16 protein-coding genes are annotated in these 17,533 nt (G+C 54.1%); 5 read left to right on the top strand and 11 right to left on the bottom strand.

Annotated elements, in window-relative coordinates; all coding sequences use genetic code 11:
* Positions 1 to 95: 95 nt before the first annotated feature.
* The 5 genes from AAC086_RS01325 to AAC086_RS01305 all read right to left on the bottom strand — a co-directional run bounded on the left by AAC086_RS01325 (position 96) and on the right by AAC086_RS01305 (position 5,078).
* Complete coding sequence (locus AAC086_RS01325) at positions 96 to 1,274, bottom strand: MFS transporter (protein ID WP_339774353.1); 1,179 nt, start codon at positions 1,272 to 1,274, stop codon at positions 96 to 98.
* Positions 1,271 to 2,584 (bottom strand): FAD-dependent 5-carboxymethylaminomethyl-2-thiouridine(34) oxidoreductase MnmC, encoded by a 1,314-nt coding sequence (gene mnmC / locus AAC086_RS01320; protein WP_339774351.1) that lies wholly within the window; start codon positions 2,582 to 2,584, stop codon positions 1,271 to 1,273. Before mnmC ends, AAC086_RS01325 begins: the two co-directional genes overlap by 4 nt.
* Positions 2,585 to 2,592: 8 nt before the next feature.
* Positions 2,593 to 3,609: a tRNA dihydrouridine(20/20a) synthase DusA gene (dusA, locus tag AAC086_RS01315; RefSeq protein WP_339774665.1), complete on the bottom strand. Its 1,017-nt coding sequence runs from the start codon at positions 3,607 to 3,609 to the stop codon at positions 2,593 to 2,595.
* 143 nt (positions 3,610 to 3,752) lie between these two features.
* Entirely contained in the window at positions 3,753 to 3,989 is a 237-nt protein-coding gene (locus AAC086_RS01310; RefSeq protein ID WP_339774349.1) for a thioredoxin family protein, read from the bottom strand.
* A 21-nt stretch (positions 3,990 to 4,010) separates the two neighbouring features.
* Entirely contained in the window at positions 4,011 to 5,078 is a 1,068-nt protein-coding gene (locus AAC086_RS01305; protein WP_339774347.1) for a permease, read from the bottom strand.
* A 293-nt stretch (positions 5,079 to 5,371) separates the two neighbouring features.
* Here AAC086_RS01305 and AAC086_RS01300 point away from each other — a divergent pair, with 293 nt between their 5' ends.
* Entirely contained in the window at positions 5,372 to 5,725 is a 354-nt protein-coding gene (locus AAC086_RS01300) for an ArsC/Spx/MgsR family protein (RefSeq protein WP_339774346.1), read from the top strand.
* The gene (locus tag AAC086_RS01295) at positions 5,725 to 6,402 is read left to right on the top strand and encodes an HAD family phosphatase (RefSeq protein ID WP_339774344.1); all 678 of its coding nucleotides are present in this window, start codon (positions 5,725 to 5,727) and stop codon (positions 6,400 to 6,402) included. Before AAC086_RS01300 ends, AAC086_RS01295 begins: the two co-directional genes overlap by 1 nt.
* 88 nt (positions 6,403 to 6,490) lie before the next feature.
* On the opposite strand, the gene ggt is transcribed toward AAC086_RS01295, so the two are convergent.
* Together ggt and AAC086_RS01285 are read right to left on the bottom strand one after the other, a co-directional pair.
* Complete coding sequence (gene ggt / locus AAC086_RS01290; RefSeq protein WP_339774343.1) at positions 6,491 to 8,311, bottom strand: gamma-glutamyltransferase; 1,821 nt, start codon at positions 8,309 to 8,311, stop codon at positions 6,491 to 6,493.
* A gap of 213 nt (positions 8,312 to 8,524) precedes the next feature.
* Entirely contained in the window at positions 8,525 to 9,361 is an 837-nt protein-coding gene (locus AAC086_RS01285) for an alpha/beta hydrolase (RefSeq protein ID WP_339774342.1), read from the bottom strand.
* Positions 9,362 to 9,693: 332 nt separating this feature from the next.
* Between AAC086_RS01285 and AAC086_RS01280 the strand changes: the two genes are divergently transcribed.
* Together AAC086_RS01280 and AAC086_RS01275 are read left to right on the top strand one after the other, a co-directional pair.
* Positions 9,694 to 10,374, top strand: a complete 681-nt coding sequence (locus AAC086_RS01280; RefSeq protein WP_339774340.1) for a Crp/Fnr family transcriptional regulator — start codon at positions 9,694 to 9,696, stop codon at positions 10,372 to 10,374.
* A gap of 260 nt (positions 10,375 to 10,634) precedes the next feature.
* Complete coding sequence (locus AAC086_RS01275; protein ID WP_339774338.1) at positions 10,635 to 11,054, top strand: DUF423 domain-containing protein; 420 nt, start codon at positions 10,635 to 10,637, stop codon at positions 11,052 to 11,054.
* A gap of 412 nt (positions 11,055 to 11,466) precedes the next feature.
* Here the strand turns inward: AAC086_RS01275 and rpmG are convergent, their stop codons facing one another.
* The 3 genes from rpmG to AAC086_RS01260 form a co-directional block, all read right to left on the bottom strand.
* Positions 11,467 to 11,634 (bottom strand): 50S ribosomal protein L33, encoded by a 168-nt coding sequence (gene rpmG, locus AAC086_RS01270; RefSeq protein ID WP_007089918.1) that lies wholly within the window; start codon positions 11,632 to 11,634, stop codon positions 11,467 to 11,469.
* 94 nt (positions 11,635 to 11,728) lie between these two features.
* On the bottom strand, positions 11,729 to 13,297 hold the full coding sequence (locus tag AAC086_RS01265; RefSeq protein ID WP_339774336.1) for a S41 family peptidase: 1,569 nt from the start codon (positions 13,295 to 13,297) through the stop codon (positions 11,729 to 11,731).
* Positions 13,298 to 13,558: 261 nt separating this feature from the next.
* Entirely contained in the window at positions 13,559 to 13,960 is a 402-nt protein-coding gene (locus AAC086_RS01260; RefSeq protein ID WP_339774334.1) for a DUF983 domain-containing protein, read from the bottom strand.
* Positions 13,961 to 14,168: 208 nt separating this feature from the next.
* Here AAC086_RS01260 and AAC086_RS01255 point away from each other — a divergent pair, with 208 nt between their 5' ends.
* Positions 14,169 to 14,957: an Hpt domain-containing protein gene (locus AAC086_RS01255; protein WP_339774332.1), complete on the top strand. Its 789-nt coding sequence runs from the start codon at positions 14,169 to 14,171 to the stop codon at positions 14,955 to 14,957.
* A gap of 100 nt (positions 14,958 to 15,057) precedes the next feature.
* Here the strand turns inward: AAC086_RS01255 and rnr are convergent, their stop codons facing one another.
* A complete protein-coding gene (gene rnr / locus AAC086_RS01250) occupies positions 15,058 to 17,487 on the bottom strand; it encodes a ribonuclease R (RefSeq protein ID WP_339774330.1) in 2,430 nt (809 codons plus the stop codon).
* Positions 17,488 to 17,533 lie beyond the last annotated feature (46 nt).

The raw sequence follows: 17,533 nt of genomic DNA, 5'->3' as shown, positions 1-17,533 counted from the left end.
CCGGTTTTGCCTGAATGGCAAAGAGACAATCACGTTCTGTCATTTGGCGTAAGGGCGATCATGCACATAATAATACGGGATATATCGGTCGGCCCTTATATGGGAATGGTTTGTCCTTCTTGCCAGCGGCGGCGCAGCCACAGGGCAAAGATAAATGACAGAGCCGAAAATATGACCATCAGAAGATAGGTCTTCGACCCGATGCTTTCAAAAATCGGCCCGGATGCCCAAATGGAACCCCCCAGAAACAACCCCATCGATAATGTTGCCATCAGGCTTTGCGCCGAGGTGGCAATTTGCGCGGGAACGGCCCGGGCGATAAAGCCGATGGCGGCAAGATGGGCGATGCCAAATGTCAGGGCGTGAAGCGGCTGCACCAGCAAAATCAGCCAGAAATTATCGGTCATGCCCAAAACGGTCCACCGGACAATGCCGCCCAGCGCCCCCACCGCAAACAACAGGCCGGGATGATAAGACCGCATATATTTGCCAGCCAGGGCAAACAAAACAATTTCGGCAGCCACGCCGGTAGCCCAGAACAGGCCAATGACATCGTGCGAAAAACCAACATCTTCCCAATGGACCGAGGCAAACCCGTAATAGGTGCCGTGGCTGGCCTGGGCAAAACAGATGCAGCCCAGATAGATCAGGAATGTTGGGCATTTCAGCAAAAACATGATTGACGAGCCACTGCGCAAGGGCCGGTCGGTTTGCGGGTTGGGCATTTGGGTGATGATGGCGAAATTGACAATACCGGCCGCACACAGCATCCAGATAATGGCATTGTTGCCCGATGCATCGAGCACCCAGCCCGCCCCGTAAGATGCACCAATAAACGCCAGCGAGCCCCATAAACGCACCCGGCCATAATCCAGATCCTGGCGTTTGCATTCATGCACCGTAATGGTGGTGCCAAGCGGCAGCAAAGGCGCAAAGCTGAACCCGATGATGGCGGACAGGCCAAGCAAAAACCAGAAATCATCGGCAAAGGCAAAGGCGATGATGGTCAGGATATAGATCCCGGCCAGAAGGATCATGGGGGTTTTGCGATTGCCCGACCGGTCGGCCTGCTGCGCAATCAGCGGGTCGGCAAAAATGCGGATCCAGTTTGGCAGCGACAGTAAAATGCCAATTTCCCCGCCGCTTAACCCGTGCCCCTTTAGCCATACCGGCCAATAAGGCAAAAACACACCCTGTATTAAAAACAGGCCCACAAAAAACAGGCCCAAAATAACGGCGGTTCGTTTGCGCGAGGCAGGGGCGTCGGGGGTCATGGGGCGAGGAGTCCGCGTTTGATGGCTCTGACAATGTAACGTGCAGGATGTAATGCTTCTTGCACAAGCGGCGGCAAAGGTGGTTTGCGACCAGCGATCTGGTTGGCAATGATGGTGGCGGCCAGGGGCGCGCCGATCATGCCGCGCGCCCCGAACCCGGTACAGACATACACGTCTTTATGGTAAGGCGCACTGCAATATCGCGCGTAATAACGGCCTTTATCGAGGTCGGGATAGGCATCAAGATAAGCTGCGTAATCGGGTGCCGGGCCGATCAGGGGAAGGTGATCGGGGGTGGTGGTGCGCAGCCCGGCCCGCCCGCCAAGCACGCCCGGGCTTAGCCGTGCGGCAAGGTCGGGCACGGCAAGGCTCAGTTGGGTAATGTTAGCGGCGTGGTCATTTTCGGTAATGTCGGTATTGTTGGCGTGCCGGTCAAATGTGGCGCCAAAAACATGTAAACCGGCCCGTTCCGGGGTTAAATACCCCTTGTGGCTTAGGACACAATTTACTTTTAAATCGCCAAGCAGTGCATTGGAAAACCATGATATTTGCCCGCGCAGGGCGATCATGTAATCACGCATCCAACGGGTTTGGGCAAAGTGTGCCGTTTCCATGGCCCCGGCAATGATCACGGCACCAAAATCGCCAAGATGCGATCCTTGCTGGTCATGCAGGCGGGCGCCGCCGCCTTGAAGATGCGTGATGCGGGCAATGTGAATGCCCTGTTTCATACGCGCCTGTTTGGCCAGTACCCGGCATAGCGACGGCGGGTTTACCCAGCCTGCATCTGTGTAAAACAGCCCGCCGACAGAAACACTTAACCCCAGCACGTCGCTGGCGGCTTTTGGGTCAAGGTGCTGAACCGATGTTGGTGTGTCGGCCTTTGGCGCATGTGACAGACGGTCAAGGATCGCCTGTTGGCGGATGGCATCACGCGGGTTGGCGGGCAGGGACAAAACGCCGCAAAAGGCCGCCTCGACATCTTCGCCTTCGGCCAAAAGCTGCCGGACAAGATTGCGGCTATGCTGGTATCCGGCTTGGTAAAACTGGCCCGACAGGCTGTTATCGGCGGTGATATAGGGCTCTAGCATCCCAATCGGATTGCCCGATGCGCCACTCGCCAGTGTATCTTGCTGTTCAAACAGGGTGGTTTTAATGCCGCGCTGGTTTAGGGCATGGCAACACGATGCCCCGGCAATGCCGCCACCAATGATGGCAACGTCATTGGTGTGCGATGATTGGCGAATAAAAGGAGCAGCAGGGTCGAACCACGGTTTGTCGGCAGGCTTTTTGCCTGTTTGTGGTTTCACCTTTTGCATCATGCGCGCAGGGCTTCGTCACCGGCATCGCTGGTGTCGCGCACAAATGCCAGTGCGGCGCGGACAACATCGGTTCCGGCATCCTTGCGATGGGCATTTTCGCTGATGTAGCGACGCCATTGTCTGGCCCCGCGCAGGCCCTGAAACAGGCCCAGAATATGGCGTGTAACATGGCCCAACATGCCGTTGGGCTCAGCTAAATGCGCATCAATATAAGGCAGCATATCTTCAACCACCTGTATGCGGGTGCGCGCGGGGACGGTATCGCCATAAAAACGCTGGTCAATATCGGCCAGAATATAGGGGTTCTGATAGGCTTCCCGGCCAATCATCACACCATCGACCTCGGCCAGATGCATTTCGGTTTCATCGAGTGTTTTAATGCCGCCGTTAATGATGATTTCAAGCTCTGGCAGTTCCTGCTTTAACTGATACACCAGATCATATTTAAGGGGGGGAATTTCGCGGTTTTCCTTGGGGCTTAACCCGTTAAGCCATGCCTTGCGGGCATGAACGATAAAGGTTTTACAGCCCGCATTGGCAACGGTTTCAACAAACCGTTTTAACGACGGATAATCTTCCTGGTTATCAATCCCGATGCGGTTTTTAACCGTTATCGGCGCATTGGATGCCGCGACCATCGCCCGAATACAATCGGCCACGGTGTCAGGCTGTGCCATTAAACACGCGCCAAAAGCCCCGTTTTGCACCCGGTCAGACGGGCAACCGCAATTAAGGTTAATTTCGTCATAGTTATAGGCATTGGCAATGTCGCAGGCGCGCGCCAGATCCTCGGGGTTGCTGCCGCCAAGCTGAAGGGCAACCGGATGTTCGCCGTCGTTATAACGCAAATGCCGGTGGGCATCACCATGGATGAGCGCACCGGTTGTGACCATTTCGGTATAAAGCAGGGCATGGCGGCTGATCAGCCGAAGAAAAAAGCGATCATGCCGGTCTGTCCAGTCCATCATCGGGGCGATGGAAATTTTGCGATTTATATCGTGCCGGGTGGTCATGCCAAAATACGTCTCATCATACAAAACAGTCTCTTGCGATGCCCTAATCCCCGCCTAAAGTCAAGAATAGGACCCGCAAGGCACCTATGATGGCACGTTAATCCCGTTTCACCAGCGCCAAAACCGGACCAATCCCTTACGCATCAGGCCTGTAACCATTTTTCAAGCAGTTCCGGTTTTGGCAGGCCACCGGCGTGAACGACCTTGCCATCAATAATGATGCCAGGCGTTGAAACGATGCCGGATTTTGCGATTTCGGCATAGTCCGTTACCTTTTCGATATTCACCGCGATCCCCAGTTTCGAGGCCGTCTCGGCGATCATTTTTTCGGTCGCCTCGCAACGCTTGCAGCCGGGGCCGAGGACTTTAACGTCTTTCATGTCGTTTGCTCCAAATGTGTTTTATTGGAAAAGAAAATTAAACAGGAATCCAACGGCGAGAATGCCACTGCCCACGACACCGATAAAAACCGCAATCAGCCGCACGGTAAGGACCTTGCGCAGGATAATCATTTCCGGCAGGGACAGGGCAATGACCGACATCATGAAGGCCAGTGTCGTGCCAAGTGCGGCGCCCTTGCCAAGCAGGGCTTCGACGATTGGAATAACACCCGCTGCATTGGTATACATCGGAATGCCAATCAGGACGGCGGCAGGTACTGACCACCAGGCATCGGCACCCATTACGCGCACCATCAGCTCGGCAGGCACATAACCGTGGATGGCAGCGCCCGTTGCGATACCAACGATGATCCAGATCCAGACCCGGCCAACAATGTCCTTTATCGCGTCGATACCCAGTTCGATGCGATCAATCCATGTCATTTTTTCGGTCGGGATTTCAACGGCGTTACCCGATTGTATTTCTTTTACCCAGTCTTGAAGCCAGTTTTCGAGTTTAAGGCGCCCGATAACCCAGCCCGCAACAATGGCAACGCTTAGCCCAAAGCAAAGATAGGTCAACGCAACCTTCCAGCCGACCAGCCCGAACAACAGCCCCAGGGCAACTTCATTGACCATCGGGGCCGCGATCAGGAAGGAAAATGTCACGCCAAGAGGAACCCCGGCAGAGACAAAGCCGATAAAAAGCGGTACTGCGGAGCACGAGCAAAAAGGGGTGAGAATACCCAGGCCAGCAGCCATGATATTGCCAAATCCTTCGCGCTTGCCACTCAGCAAGGCTCTGGTTTTTTCAGCCGAGAAAAAGCTGCGGACAACACCCATCGCAAAGACGATAAGCGCCAGCAACATCAAGACTTTTGGCGTGTCATAAAAGAAGAAAGTCAGCGCTTGTCCTGCGTGGCTTGCCGGATCTATCGGCAACAGGGAGACAAGCCATTCCGACAAGGGAACAAGTTGGTTGTAAACCAGTACCCAGATGGCGAGGGTTGCCGTGACCCCTGCCAACCATTTCCATATTGGTTGATGGTCCGGGCTGGTATCGTGCCGTGCAGATGAGTGCGCGTTCATGCTGCGACCTTTGTGCAAGATCAGATGCCGTTATTATTACATCAGTCAAGCAATGATGCTGTGTGACAGATCAATTATGCTGCCTTCTTATAGTTGATTGCGGTGGGAGATGATATATCGAGAATTGAATTATGCGACCATCCGATGCCATTTGGCAGGATGAACAGAAATTTCACGGGCGGGATTGCTGTTTACCCGTGGCTTTCATTATATAAGGTACAGAATTAAGGACGACCCCGTTCCTGTTGTCAGCGGGAAATAGCGGGCGCCTGGGCAGAAAAACAGGAAGTTTAATGATTACGGTTTACGGCATTAAAAATTGCGACACCGTGCGCAAATCGCTGACGTGGTTTGCCGGGCAGGGTGTTGAAACAAAGTTCCATGACTTTCGCGTTGACGGGTTGGACCCAGCACTGGTTATGACGTGGCTGGACGAGGTTGGCGGCAAGGTTCTGATGAACAAACGCGGGCCAAGCTATCGCAACCTTTCGGATGCCGACAAAGCCGTGCTTGAAAACGATGATGCGGCCGCGGCACAGATACTGGCTGATAATCCAACCGTGATCAAACGCCCGGTGGTGGATTTTGGTGCGGTGCGTACGGTTGCCTATGATGAAAATCGTTGGTCCGACCTGGTGAAATCGTAATGGATCAGGTTGTTGTAAAACCCAAAGTCGGCGCGGTGCTGTTTGATTGCGACGGGGTTTTGGTTGATACCGAAAACCTTGGCAATCGCGTATTGGTGAAACTGTTAAACGAATATGGCTGCCCGGTAACGGAAACCATGACCCACAAGCTGTTTTTGGGCGGCACCCTTGCCATGATTGGCCCGAAAATGACCGAGATGTATGGCGTTACCTTGCCTGAAAACTGGACCGCTGAATGTTACGCACGCACTTTTGAAGCCTTGCGTAATGATATGGAACCGTTTGAGCGCGTTGACGACATTCTGGATATGCTGGAGGTGGCAAATATTCCCTTTGCCATTGGCAGCAATGGCCCGCATGACAAGATGGATGTGTCGCTGGGTAAGGTCGGCTTGTTAGGCCGGTTTACCGGGCGCATCTGTTCGGCCCGCGATGTGCCTAATGCCAAGCCCGCCCCCGATGTATATCTTTTGGCCGCCAGTCGCCTGGGCGTGGATATTCACGATTGCATCGTGATTGATGACAGCATTAGCGGCGTTCGCGCCGGTGTTGCCAGCGGCGCCACCACAATCGGGCTGGTGGGTGAAACGCCGGGCGAATTGCTGTGCGAAAATGGCGTGCATTATATCGCCAATGGCCACCAGGACTTGTATGCATTGTTGAAAATCTGGCTGTGATTGCCGGTTTTGCCTGATCGAATTTATATTGAAAAACGGGCCGCAACTGGCCCGTTTTTTTGATGTTGGTTATGCGATTGTCTTGGGCTTATTGACCGATCACAACACCTTCACGGCGCGGGTCAGCGCCACCGGTCAGGCCATCGGGACCGATTTTTATGATATGTAAACCCGAATTAAGGTCGCGGATGTCGGTTTTGAAACCGGCGGCTTCCAATTTCGGGGCCAGTTCGGTGGCTTTTGTGCCTGCTTCAACGTCGAATGTGCCAAAACGGTTCACCAGATGCGGCATGGCGGCGGCCTGTTGCGGGTCCATGCCCCAATCGATCATGGCGACAAGCGATTGCGCGACATAGCCGATAATGCGGCTGCCACCCGGCGAGCCGGAGGCAATAACCGGCTGGCTGCCCTGCATGACAATGGTGGGTGCCATGGAAGAACGCGGGCGTTTGCCCGGTTCAACCCGGTTGGCAACCGGCATACCCTTGGCATCGGTAGGTTTAAACGAAAAATCGGTCATTTCGTTATTTAACAGGAAACCGTTTGTCATCAGACGGGAGCCAAAGCCGTTTTCGATGGTGGTGGTCATTGACACCACATTGCCCCAGGAATCGACAATTGAAAAATGGCTGGTGCAGGGGAATTCGATGGCGGTGTCATCGCCCCAGTTGGCAGCATGAATTTGCGGCGGGTTGCCCGGTTGGACTTTATCGGCGGGCAGGGCCATGCCACCAGAAAGCAGACGCGCACGCTGGGCCAGATAGCCAGGATCGACCAGGCCCTTAAGGTTCATCGGCACAAAATCGCTATCGGCCATATAGCGTCCACGATCCGCAAAGGCCAGGCGCGAGGCATCGCCAATCAGCCGCCAGCTTTTGGCGGAATAGGGGCCGAATTTGGCAATGTCGTAAGGTTCGATCATGCCCAGTATTTGCCCAACCGTAAGCGCCCCTGATGATGGCGGCCCCATGCCGCAGACATCATAGCCCCGATATTGCGCGCAAACCGGATCGCGTTCTTTGACGTCATAGGCCGAAAGATCGGCGTTTGAAAGCAAGCCGGGGTTCCAACTGGCCCCCTGTACCTTTTTGACAATGTCATCGGCAATAGGGCCGTTATAAAAGGCATTGGCACCGCCCTGTGCCAGAGTGCGTAACGTATTGGCATAGAACGGATTTTTAAGCAGCTTTCCCGCTGGCAACGGGTTGCCGTCGTCATCGAGGAAATAGGCTGCGGCTTCGGGGTCTTTTTTAAGTTTTCCGCCATCTTCCTGTATCAGTTCGGCCAGACGCGGGCTGATCAGAAAGCCCTTGTCGGCCCGGTCGATTGCCATTTCAAACAGGCTGGGCCATGCCATTTGGCCCCATTTTTGATGGGCCTTTTCCATTAACATGGGTGTGCCCGGCGTGCCAACCGACCGGCCACCGACAACGGCGTCATAAAATTTCATCGGTTCGCCATCGGCACCCATAAACAGATTTTCATCTGCCGCCATCGGGGCGGTTTCGCGCGCATCCATTGTGGTCAGTTTTTGATGGGCCGCGTCGTAATAAACCATGAACGATCCGCCGCCCAGCCCCGATGATTGCGGTTCCACCAGCCCCAGCATTGCCTGCACGGCAACCATGGCATCAATGGCATTGCCACCCCGGCGCAGCACATCGGCACCAGCCTGTGCGGCCAACGGGTTGGCGGCACTGATCATCCAGTTTTGCGATTTTACGGCCGGGCGCGTCTGGCTGGTCGCGACACCGCTTTCCGGGGCGATGGCATCGGTTGCCTGCTGGGCCTGTGCCATGTGCGGCGATGCCAGCGTGGCGAGCAGTGCGGCAATAGCGATGCATGGCACTATGGCATGGCGGAATGGGCCGGGCGCAGATGAAGTTTTCGGGGGGATTGTACCTGTCATGGCGTCCTGTCTTTTGCTGTTATGGCCTGAATACAGGAGATTGATGGTTTCAGAAAAAACCCGCTTTGGAAAGTAAACAATCTCGTAACGCGCGCATAAAGACAGTGCCTGTTTCGCCAAAACGGGATGAAACGCTTTTGGCTTTCATCCCGTTTTGGGTATTCCACGATCAGGTTCGGGGCGGTTGGGGTTGCAGTGGTCGGACGGCGACTGTCAGGCGGCGTTTTGTTTGCCCGGTTTTTCTGTTTTGTCAGCCAGATTTTCTTTCATCCAGCCCAAAACAGCATCAGCAGCTGTTTGCCAGCGGGCATCAAGCATCATGGCGTGGGCAATATGGTCTACCAAAATGCAGTCGGCACCATATCGTGTTGCTGTGTGCTGAACGATTTCGCTTGGCACGATTTCGTCGTTTTTCGCCCCGATCACCAGCATTGGCGGGATGTCTGTGGGGGACAAAAATACCGGGTTGGCACCGGCCATATCAAGCAAGGCGCGATGACTTTCGGTTTCAAGGCGGCCAAAGTAAATCATGCCGTCGTCCGTTGCGACATCGGATGACAGCATGGCCCGGCCCAGCCGATCACGCAGTAGGGTGTGCGGGCCAATTGCCTGTAACCAGAACATTTGCAAAAACAGGTCAGGCTGGGAAAATGCCATCATGGCGTTAGATGCCAGCAATCCTTCTGGCGGGACTGATGCCATAAGAATGGCGGCATGTGCGGTGTGTTTTTCCAAATATTTTTGCACCACATATCCGCCCATCGAATGGCCGATCAGGATTGGTTTTTGACCCAGCGTGTCAACCACCGTTTCCAGGTCATCGACGTAATCGTCAATCGAGGCAAGGCTGCGAATATCGCGCCCGCCCGATCCCCCATGTCCGCGCAAGGAAAAGGAAATGGTTTCAAAACCCATATCTGCAAAATAGGTCAGGAAATGTTCGTTCCAGCACCAGGCACCCGTAAAGGCCCCATGGACAAACACAACAGGATGCGCACACAGGCGCGGGCCGGTTGGGCTGCGGCGAAAGATTTCCAGTTCTGGTCTCATCGGGGGCCTCCTTACGCTGTTGTTTCAGGTAACTTCAGGCATCATCAGGCATGGCAGGTTTCGTCATGCCCATGGCACAGCAAAAACGCGGATTGGCAAAACCGTTCTGATGTGTTGCCAGCCAATGGTGCGCTGTGACCATGTTTTAAGTACCAGATTATTCTAACATAACTTGGCGGGCACTGCATCTTGTGATGATAAAGCAGATATGATTGTGGTGACGACTACCATTTCGTATAATAATGACGTGCTTGCGGAAACAGAAAAGCAATTGACGGCAAAAACGGATCTGGCCGTTAGTAAGAAGGCAGGGTGAAGAAGGCCGGGGGCAGATGGTTAAGCTGGGTGTTGTGGGGATATTGTCTGAACTTGATGACGCGGCATTATCCGACGTTGAAAAACATGTGCGGCGGTGCGTTTTCCAGTCCGGCGCGGAAATTATCGAATCTGAAGGGGATAGCAGCGATGTTTTCCTGATTTTGTCGGGTGGGGTGCGGATTGTAAATTATTCGGTTTCCGGGCGTGAAGTGACGCTTGAAGAAATCGGGGTTGGCGGGTGTGTGGGACATTTGGCGGCGATTGATGGTGAACCGCGCTCCGCCTCTGTGCTGGCAATGGGCGTGACCGAAGTCGCCATGTTAAGTCCGGCCAGCTTTGAGGCTGTGATTAAAAACCATCCAACGGTGGCATGGCGTGTGATCGGCGAACTGGCCCGTATCGTCAGGGCCTCAACGCGGCGTATTGTCGATGTCAGTACCCTTGGCGCAAACGAACGCGTTATTGCCGAGATTTACCGTTTGGCACAGCTTGTGGCATGTCCGGATGGTACCGCTAAAATCACGCCGGTGCCGGTGCATTCCGATCTTGCCAGCAAGGTAAGTACCTCACGCGAAACGGTCGCCCGTGTTTTTGGCAGTCTTGCCCGACAAGGGGTGGTTTTAAAACAGGGTGACAGTCTTTTTATTCCCGATCTTCAGCGGCTGGAGGCCTTGTTGGGCAATGTCATAAGCTAGAGGATTTTTCCTTGTAAAAACTTTTTGGCTTGTGACGGCTGTCACAGTCAATACTGTATAAGTGTTTTAATGTACCAAAGTCCGGTCGACAGATCGTGGCACATCTCCCCCAAGAGATAACATCCTGGCCGCACCGTTTGGTGCGGCCATTTTTTTTAATTTGCTCATTCGTTGTGGCAGGGATGCCTCATGCGTCTTCGTTGGCGGGGGTATGTCGATCAAAAGGTTCACGTTTGGTGAAAACGGTTTTAGGATGTGCTTTGAAATTACAGAAGGGCAATCTTGAGATGCGAATGTCGATTGGACTGGCCGGATTAAGCGGGATGTGTGCGGTTGCCTTGGGCGCCTTTGCAACACATGGCATGGCGGGGCAGGAAATGGCCTATGCCCGTGAACTGGTCGAAAAGGGAGCACATTATCAGCTGATACATGCCGTTGTAATTGTGGGGGTGGCGTCATTGGCGTTGCATCGCCCCGATAGTCGGTTGCTGAGCCTGGCGAATGCGGCCTTTTTGTTGGGGACGGTGCTGTTTTGCGGGTCGCTTTATGCCATCGCCTTTAGCGGTGTTACGGCATTTGGCATGGTTGCCCCGATTGGCGGTATCAGCTTTATGGCGGGCTGGTTGATGCTGGCCTTTGCCGGGTTTAAATTGTTTCCCGGCAAATCTCAGCGAGACTGATATTAAAAGAAATATACTTTAAAGCACTTTTCCTTTAATATGACCCATTTTGTTTGTTTTTGGCGTGTCGTTTGGCAAGGCACAGCGCGCTGCGCGATGCGGCGCATCGGGCGAGCGGTGTAACGCCGCCAAACACCGCCAAAATCAAACCCTGTGGGCCAGCTCAGTCTGCCGCCTGGCCGCGTCGAAATCCTTGTCCGTAAACCCATTACGCCCGGCGGACTTCTCCTTGCCAGGCGGCAGACTGAGCTGGCAAAATGGGTCATATTAAAGGAAAAGTGCTTTAAACCCCGTGGATTGAAACCGATCAACGGGGTTTTAATTTGTTCAGGCAATAAAAAAGACGTGATCCATAAATGGGTCACGTCTTTTAAATTCAGGTAATCTAGCTGCCCCGTTCAGGGCAGGCTGATTACTTCATTTTCGCTTCTTTGAACTCGACATGCTTGCGCACGACCGGGTCATATTTGCGAAATGAGAATTTCTCGGTGGTATTCCGCGGGTTCTTCTTCACAACGTAGAAGTAACCGGTATCTGCGGTGCTTACCAACTTAACGAGAATCGAAGCGGGCTTCGCCATGTCTCTGCATCCTGTATTCAGGTGTGTCCTAGGCGCCGGAACATAAAGATTATCGCTGGTCTGTCAACCTATATTGGATCGTTTTTCTGCTTTTTTACCAGTTTGTTTGCGTATTGGCGCTTTCAAGGGCACTTTGCTGGCGAAAATAGTGATATGCAGCCTGATTTCTGAGAATTTCCAGTGCAACATCGACATCGAATTTGTCGGTGCTATAGCTGGGCGGGCAGGTATTTCGCAATTCCCGGCGGGTTGACTCATTGCGAAAATCAACCTGTCGCCAGGCCTGCATTGTGCGTGCGAGCTGTTCTTTATCGCTGAAAAATTTATTGACCAGCTGGCGTGGGGACTGGTCATCGATTTGCGATGTGCAAATTGCGGGATGAAGGCCGATTCGATCAAACGTATATCCCGACGGCGCAAGCAGCCGTGACCAGGTAAAGGTGATGGTTCCGTCATTGACCAGATCGTTGATCGCCTGGACCGACCCCTTGCCAAAGCTGGTGGAGCCCACCAGTACGGCACGGCCACGGTCCTGAAGCGATGCCGCCACCAGTTCAGCCGAAGACGCTGTGCGCCCGTTAATCAGAACAACCAATGGCAAACCATCGGTAAAATCGCGGGCGTTGGATGTGAAAACATGTTTGGCGGCAGGAACGCGGGTTTGGGTTGTGCCAATAGGGCCGCTGGTCAGAAACGCATCGGCAACCGACACCCCCTGATTTAACAGACCACCCCGGTTGCCCCGTAAATCCATGATCACGCCTTGCAGGGGGGTCGCGGACCAGATTTTGGCATCATGGATCGCTTGGTCAATTTCGGTGGCGGTATCGTTGTTAAAACTGCTGACTTCGACGATCAGCACGCTTTTGCGGACTTCCGGAAACACCGTGCGCGCGATGATGCGTTTGCGCGGTACATCAAGCTTGCGGATCAGGCTTGATCCGGTGGGGTTGATTTCGAGTTGCGCAATTGTATCAGGTGCGCCTTTTAACCGGTCAACAACCTGAAGGCGGGTCAGGTTATAAAGGTCGGTGCCGTCTACGCTGATAATCTGATCGCCGGGATGGATGCCATATTTGACGGCAGGGCCATTCTCCGTGATTTTCTTAACAACCGGGTATCCTGGGCCCGCAATGATATCCACCCCGATGCCGATATATCCTTCACGACGATCCCGCGAAATTTCGGCCCGGTTGGGGTTTTCATAGCGGCTATAGGGATCAAGCCCGTCAACCGCGCCTGAAATCAGGTGTGATTGCAGGTCTGCCGCACTTGTTTGTCGCAGGGCTGGCGAATAAAGCCGGTAGGCGCGAACACTGTCGAGTACCAGCCCGGCCCAGACATCGGCATGGATATGGCCGGGGGCCTGGTCATGATCATCGGGTAAAGGCAGGTTCAGGATAATATCGTTGCCATAGTGCACAAGGATGGTCTCTGGCGTCAGCTTTACGGCAATGTTGGGGTCAAGTGATTGCAGCCCCTCAATAGCTTTGACGGTCAGCTGTTCGGGCGGAAGGGGATCAATATAGCGGTTTTCAAGCAATCCCATCGCCTGGGATACGACAGTCAGCGTGCCGCCGTCGCTTTCATCGGTCAGGGGCATCGGCTGACGCGGTGCGCATGACGTCACAACAAAAAGGGCAAAGCCCACAGGGGCAATCATTGATCTGAGGAAACCGGTACGGCAAGATGCAAACCGGCGGTGGTGCCCTTCATTCATTGCAGTCAAGTGTCCTGTATACCGTGCCGTTCAATTCAATGTGCGCTGCTGCGCATGTTTTGGCTAAGGGTCGCGATCATATGATAAAACAGGGGTATAGGGCACGGATATTTCAGTGTTTTTTACCGCGCCGGTCGATTTTCGCCCAATACCCGAAGCCCCGTTCCGTCTGACCCGTGTGGGGGCATCATTGAAACACGTTATCTAACCGCGAATGCCCATCGCCCATTGCAGGCCTAAAACGCCCCCCTTGATGAAGGGTAAAAGGCAAAGAGTTAGAATGAGGGTAACGGGAATCCAGATACCCAGTTGCAACGCCAGCGATGGCGCGCCCGATTGCTCGACCGCCAGCGCCCCGGGCACCACCAGATGGCCGACAACCAGAATGGTGAAATAGGGCGGGGCATCATCGCAGCGATATTCACCCAGCTTGTGGTCGCAGCATTCGCAGGTTTCACGGACGGTCAAATATCCGCTGAATGCCAACCCATGACCACAATTGGGGCATTTGCGACGAAGACCACGCCGTAATCCGGTAAAAAACCGGGCAGAGCCGGGTTCCATCGGCGGGGCATGTTCGTTGTTGTGGCTGCTGCCGATTGTCATGATGCGGCGTTCCTGTCCTGAATAAGTGTGACAATTTATATGGGTTGGACGAATTTTTTAACAATTCCTCCCGCAAATTTAATGCACCCGGATGCCTGCACGTATATGTATTTATTTATCAAAGCCATCATCGTGTGGCCGCCTTCGAACAGCAAGTGTTTTTCACAACTGTTCTAATGGTGCCCGAGACAGAATCAGGAGCCCTTCCATGAGCAATGCCGACGATATCATCGCGCGGTTAAAGCAGGATTTCATCGAGGATACCATTGACCGCGTGGACCGGATCGAAACAACCATTGATCGTGTGGCTGGCGGAATGGACGATGCCAAAGCCGGAATTGCCGAATTGCGCCGTGAAGCCCACACGGTAAAAGGACTGGCCGGGTCATTCGGGTTTCCGCTGGTTGGGGCGATTGCCCATCGTCTGGAAGACTATATCGCCGATCTGACCGAGATTGATGATTTGCAAGCGGCTTCTCTGGTCGATTTTACCACCTGGATCCGCGAAATTGTGGAAAGTGGGACCAACCCGGCCGCCGAAGAAGAAATCCGTATCTTGCGGTCTTTGCCGTCGCGCAGTGTCGCAAGTGCATCGCAAGACGGGCACAGTGGCAAAACCACGCCCGCAACAGGCCAGCAGGAAGTGCTGATTGTTACCGCAACAGCCGTGCAGGCCCATTTTTTACAACGTGAACTGCGCGAACGCGGGTATCGCACCATTGCCGCCCGATCCGCCGTTGAAGCCTTTCAAACGGTTGTTCAGTCGCGCCCGGATGCGATTATTTCAGCAGCTGTGCTGGATGGTTTAAGCGGGATCGAACTGATCCGGGCGCTGGCGGCAATGAAAACCATGCAAGGCAAAGCCTTGGGGCTTTTGACCAGTTTTGCTGCCAGTCATCCGGATCTTGAAGGGTTGCCCGAAAATGTGACGATCATTACCAATCGTGGCAAGGAAACGGCAGCACAACTGGTAAAGTTTATCGAAACACTTGGCTGAAGCCTTGTCATATTTGGCCGCAGGCACAGAACGGTTGGTATTTTGCCGTTTAAAAAACACAACCCGCATCAAAAAAAAATGATGCGGGTTCTGTTTTGGATTACGAAGATTTTGGCGGCGTCGCATTGCGGTTGCCGATACGTATCTTGCGCTGTTTTTTCGGTGTGGTCTTTTTACCAGCACCAGCACCAGCACCAGCACCAGCACCTGGCCCTTTGGCGTCGGGCTTTGCGGCTGTGTTTTTGGCCGCCGCGCGAAAGCCCGGTTTGGCCCCATGGCGGTTGTTTCGATCCCCTGGGCTGCGTTTGCCACGCGGGGCACCTTTGCCACCTTTATTGAAGCGCGGGCGTTCAATCAGATCTCGGCTGGTAATATCGGCATGTTCAGCCAACCGCAGTGACAAGGACCCGGTTGCGGTATCGGCATCGGCCACGCGCACAACAACATCATCCCCAAGACGGAAGGTTTTGCCGCGTTTATCACCGACCAGGCAATGATTGATCGGATCATGCACATAATAGTCATCGGGCAGGGTGCTGATGGGAACCAGCCCGTCTGCACCGGTTTCGCGTAGTGATACAAACAGGCCGAAATGTGTCACGCCGGAAATTTTCCCCGGCAATTCCGCACCAATACGGTCCGCCATATAAGCCGCAACATAACGATCAACCGAGTCGCGTTCGGCCATTGCGGCCCGGCGTTCGGTGCCGGAAATGTCTTCGCCAAGTTGTTCAAACCGTTCGCCGTCTTCGGGGCGAAGCGCGCCATCCCCCAATCGCAAACCGGCAATCAGGGCGCGATGCACCAAAAGGTCGGCATAACGGCGGATGGGCGATGTAAAATGGGCATAGCGGTTCAATGCCAAACCAAAATGGCCGATATTATCGGGGCTATACATGGCCTGTGACTGGCTGCGCAACACCACGGTATTGATCAGTTCAGCTTCGGGTGTGCCCTTTGCGCGTTCCAGGATGTGGTTGAAATCACGCGGTTTTAAAACCGGGCCGGGTTGCAGTTTATAACCGGCACCTTCTAAAAACTCGCGCAGGGCTTCGAGTTTTTCTTCGCTAGGTGCATCGTGAATACGATACATGCAGGGCTGTTTTAACCGTTCCAGTTCTTCGGCAGCACAAACGTTGGCTGCAATCATGAACTCTTCGATCAGCTTGTGGCTGTCGAACCGGGCGCGCGGTGCCACGGCAATAATCTCGCCTTTTTCGTTCAGTTCGATCTTGCGTTCGGGAACATCAAGTTCCAGCACACCCCGCTTTTCGCGCGCGGTTAAAAACGCATGATAGGCCCCGTATAACGGTTTGATAACGCGATCAACCAAGGGCGCTGTCGTGTCGTCAGGGTCGCCATCCATGGCGCGCTGAACCTGATTATAGGTCAGTCGGGCGGCAGAATTCATCATGCCACGGCAAAATTTATGGCGAATTTTCTGACCTTTGGCGTTCAGCCACATTTCAACGGCCATGCAGCCACGGTCTTCGCGTGGCACAAGCGAACACCAGCCGTTCGACAGCTCGAATGGCAGCATCGGCACCACCCGGTCCGGGAAATAGCAGCTATTGCCGCGTTTTATGGCTTCACGGTCCAGGGCATCGTCGGGGCGCACATACCATGACACATCGGCAATCGCGACCATGACATGCCAGCCACCGGGGTTTTCCGGGTTGGTGTCGGCCTCGGCCCAGACGGCATCGTCAAAATCGCGGGCGTCTTCACCGTCAATTGTCACCAGCGGAATTTGGCGAAGATCGGTGCGGTTGCCCATTGGGGTTGCTTTTGATTCCCGGGCCTGAAGTTCAACTTCTGGCGGGAATTCAAACGGGATGCCACGGGCATGAATGGCAACAAGGCTGATGGATTTGGGTTCGTTTATATTGCCCAAAACATCGACAATCCGCCCTTTGCGCAGGCCAAAATGTTTGCCCGGCAAAAGTTCGGTCAGCACCAGGGCGCCGGGTTCAAGCCCCGGATGATCGTCCAGCGGAACGGCAATTTCGCCGCTATCCTTGCGATCGGTCGGAACAACACGGCCTTCGCGTTCATTCGGGCGAAAAAGGCCCAAAACCCGCTGTGGCCCGCTGCCCAACAGGCGCATGATGCTGGCATCATAGGTGTTTTTGCCGGTATAGCGCAGTTTGGCCAAAATTTTGTCGCCAATTCCAGGTGCGCTGGGGCCACCATGGCGTGTGGTTTTGACATAAATAACCGGCGGGTCAAACGGCTCTTTCCAGACATTGGGGCGGGCCAGGACCTCGCCATTTTCATCAAGTCCGGTAATTTCCAGCACATCAACCGGGGGCAGGCGACCGGGTTTGTTAAACCGTTTGCGCCCGGCAACCACGTCGCCGCCGAATTTAAGATCCTTAAGCAGTTTTTTCAGTTCGATTTTGGCCGCACCACGGATGTTAAAAGCGCGGGCAATTTCGCGCTTGCCAACCGGCGTCGGGCTCATCTCGACAAATTCAAGAATCTGCTCTTTGGTCGGGAAGGGTGTTTTATTTTCTGGTTCGTTCGCCAAGTTTGTGGCGTCCTTTCAAATTATGTATCTTCGGACCCGAAGGGGG

This window comes from uncultured Thalassospira sp., assembly GCF_963976115.1.
Taxonomy (GTDB): Bacteria; Pseudomonadota; Alphaproteobacteria; order Rhodospirillales; family Thalassospiraceae; genus Thalassospira.
The sequence above is the reverse complement of the archived record's forward strand: the minus strand, read 5'-3'. Positions and strand labels throughout refer to the sequence as shown.

Excerpts from the sequence above, each read along its gene's own strand:
- AAC086_RS01325 (WP_339774353.1), bottom strand. The coding sequence starts at position 1,274 with ATGACCCCCGACGCCCCTGCCTCGCGCAAACGAACCGCCGTTATTTTG.
- dusA (WP_339774665.1), bottom strand. The coding sequence starts at position 3,609 with ATGACCACCCGGCACGATATAAATCGCAAAATTTCCATCGCCCCGATG.
- AAC086_RS01310 (WP_339774349.1), bottom strand. The coding sequence starts at position 3,989 with ATGAAAGACGTTAAAGTCCTCGGCCCCGGCTGCAAGCGTTGCGAGGCG.
- AAC086_RS01305 (WP_339774347.1), bottom strand. The coding sequence starts at position 5,078 with ATGAACGCGCACTCATCTGCACGGCACGATACCAGCCCGGACCATCAA.
- AAC086_RS01300 (WP_339774346.1), top strand. The coding sequence starts at position 5,372 with ATGATTACGGTTTACGGCATTAAAAATTGCGACACCGTGCGCAAATCG.
- AAC086_RS01295 (WP_339774344.1), top strand. The coding sequence starts at position 5,725 with ATGGATCAGGTTGTTGTAAAACCCAAAGTCGGCGCGGTGCTGTTTGAT.
- ggt (WP_339774343.1), bottom strand. The coding sequence starts at position 8,311 with ATGACAGGTACAATCCCCCCGAAAACTTCATCTGCGCCCGGCCCATTC.
- AAC086_RS01285 (WP_339774342.1), bottom strand. The coding sequence starts at position 9,361 with ATGAGACCAGAACTGGAAATCTTTCGCCGCAGCCCAACCGGCCCGCGC.
- AAC086_RS01280 (WP_339774340.1), top strand. The coding sequence starts at position 9,694 with ATGGTTAAGCTGGGTGTTGTGGGGATATTGTCTGAACTTGATGACGCG.
- rpmG (WP_007089918.1), bottom strand. The coding sequence starts at position 11,634 with ATGGCGAAGCCCGCTTCGATTCTCGTTAAGTTGGTAAGCACCGCAGAT.
- AAC086_RS01265 (WP_339774336.1), bottom strand. The coding sequence starts at position 13,297 with ATGATTGCCCCTGTGGGCTTTGCCCTTTTTGTTGTGACGTCATGCGCA.
- AAC086_RS01260 (WP_339774334.1), bottom strand. The coding sequence starts at position 13,960 with ATGACAATCGGCAGCAGCCACAACAACGAACATGCCCCGCCGATGGAA.
- AAC086_RS01255 (WP_339774332.1), top strand. The coding sequence starts at position 14,169 with ATGAGCAATGCCGACGATATCATCGCGCGGTTAAAGCAGGATTTCATC.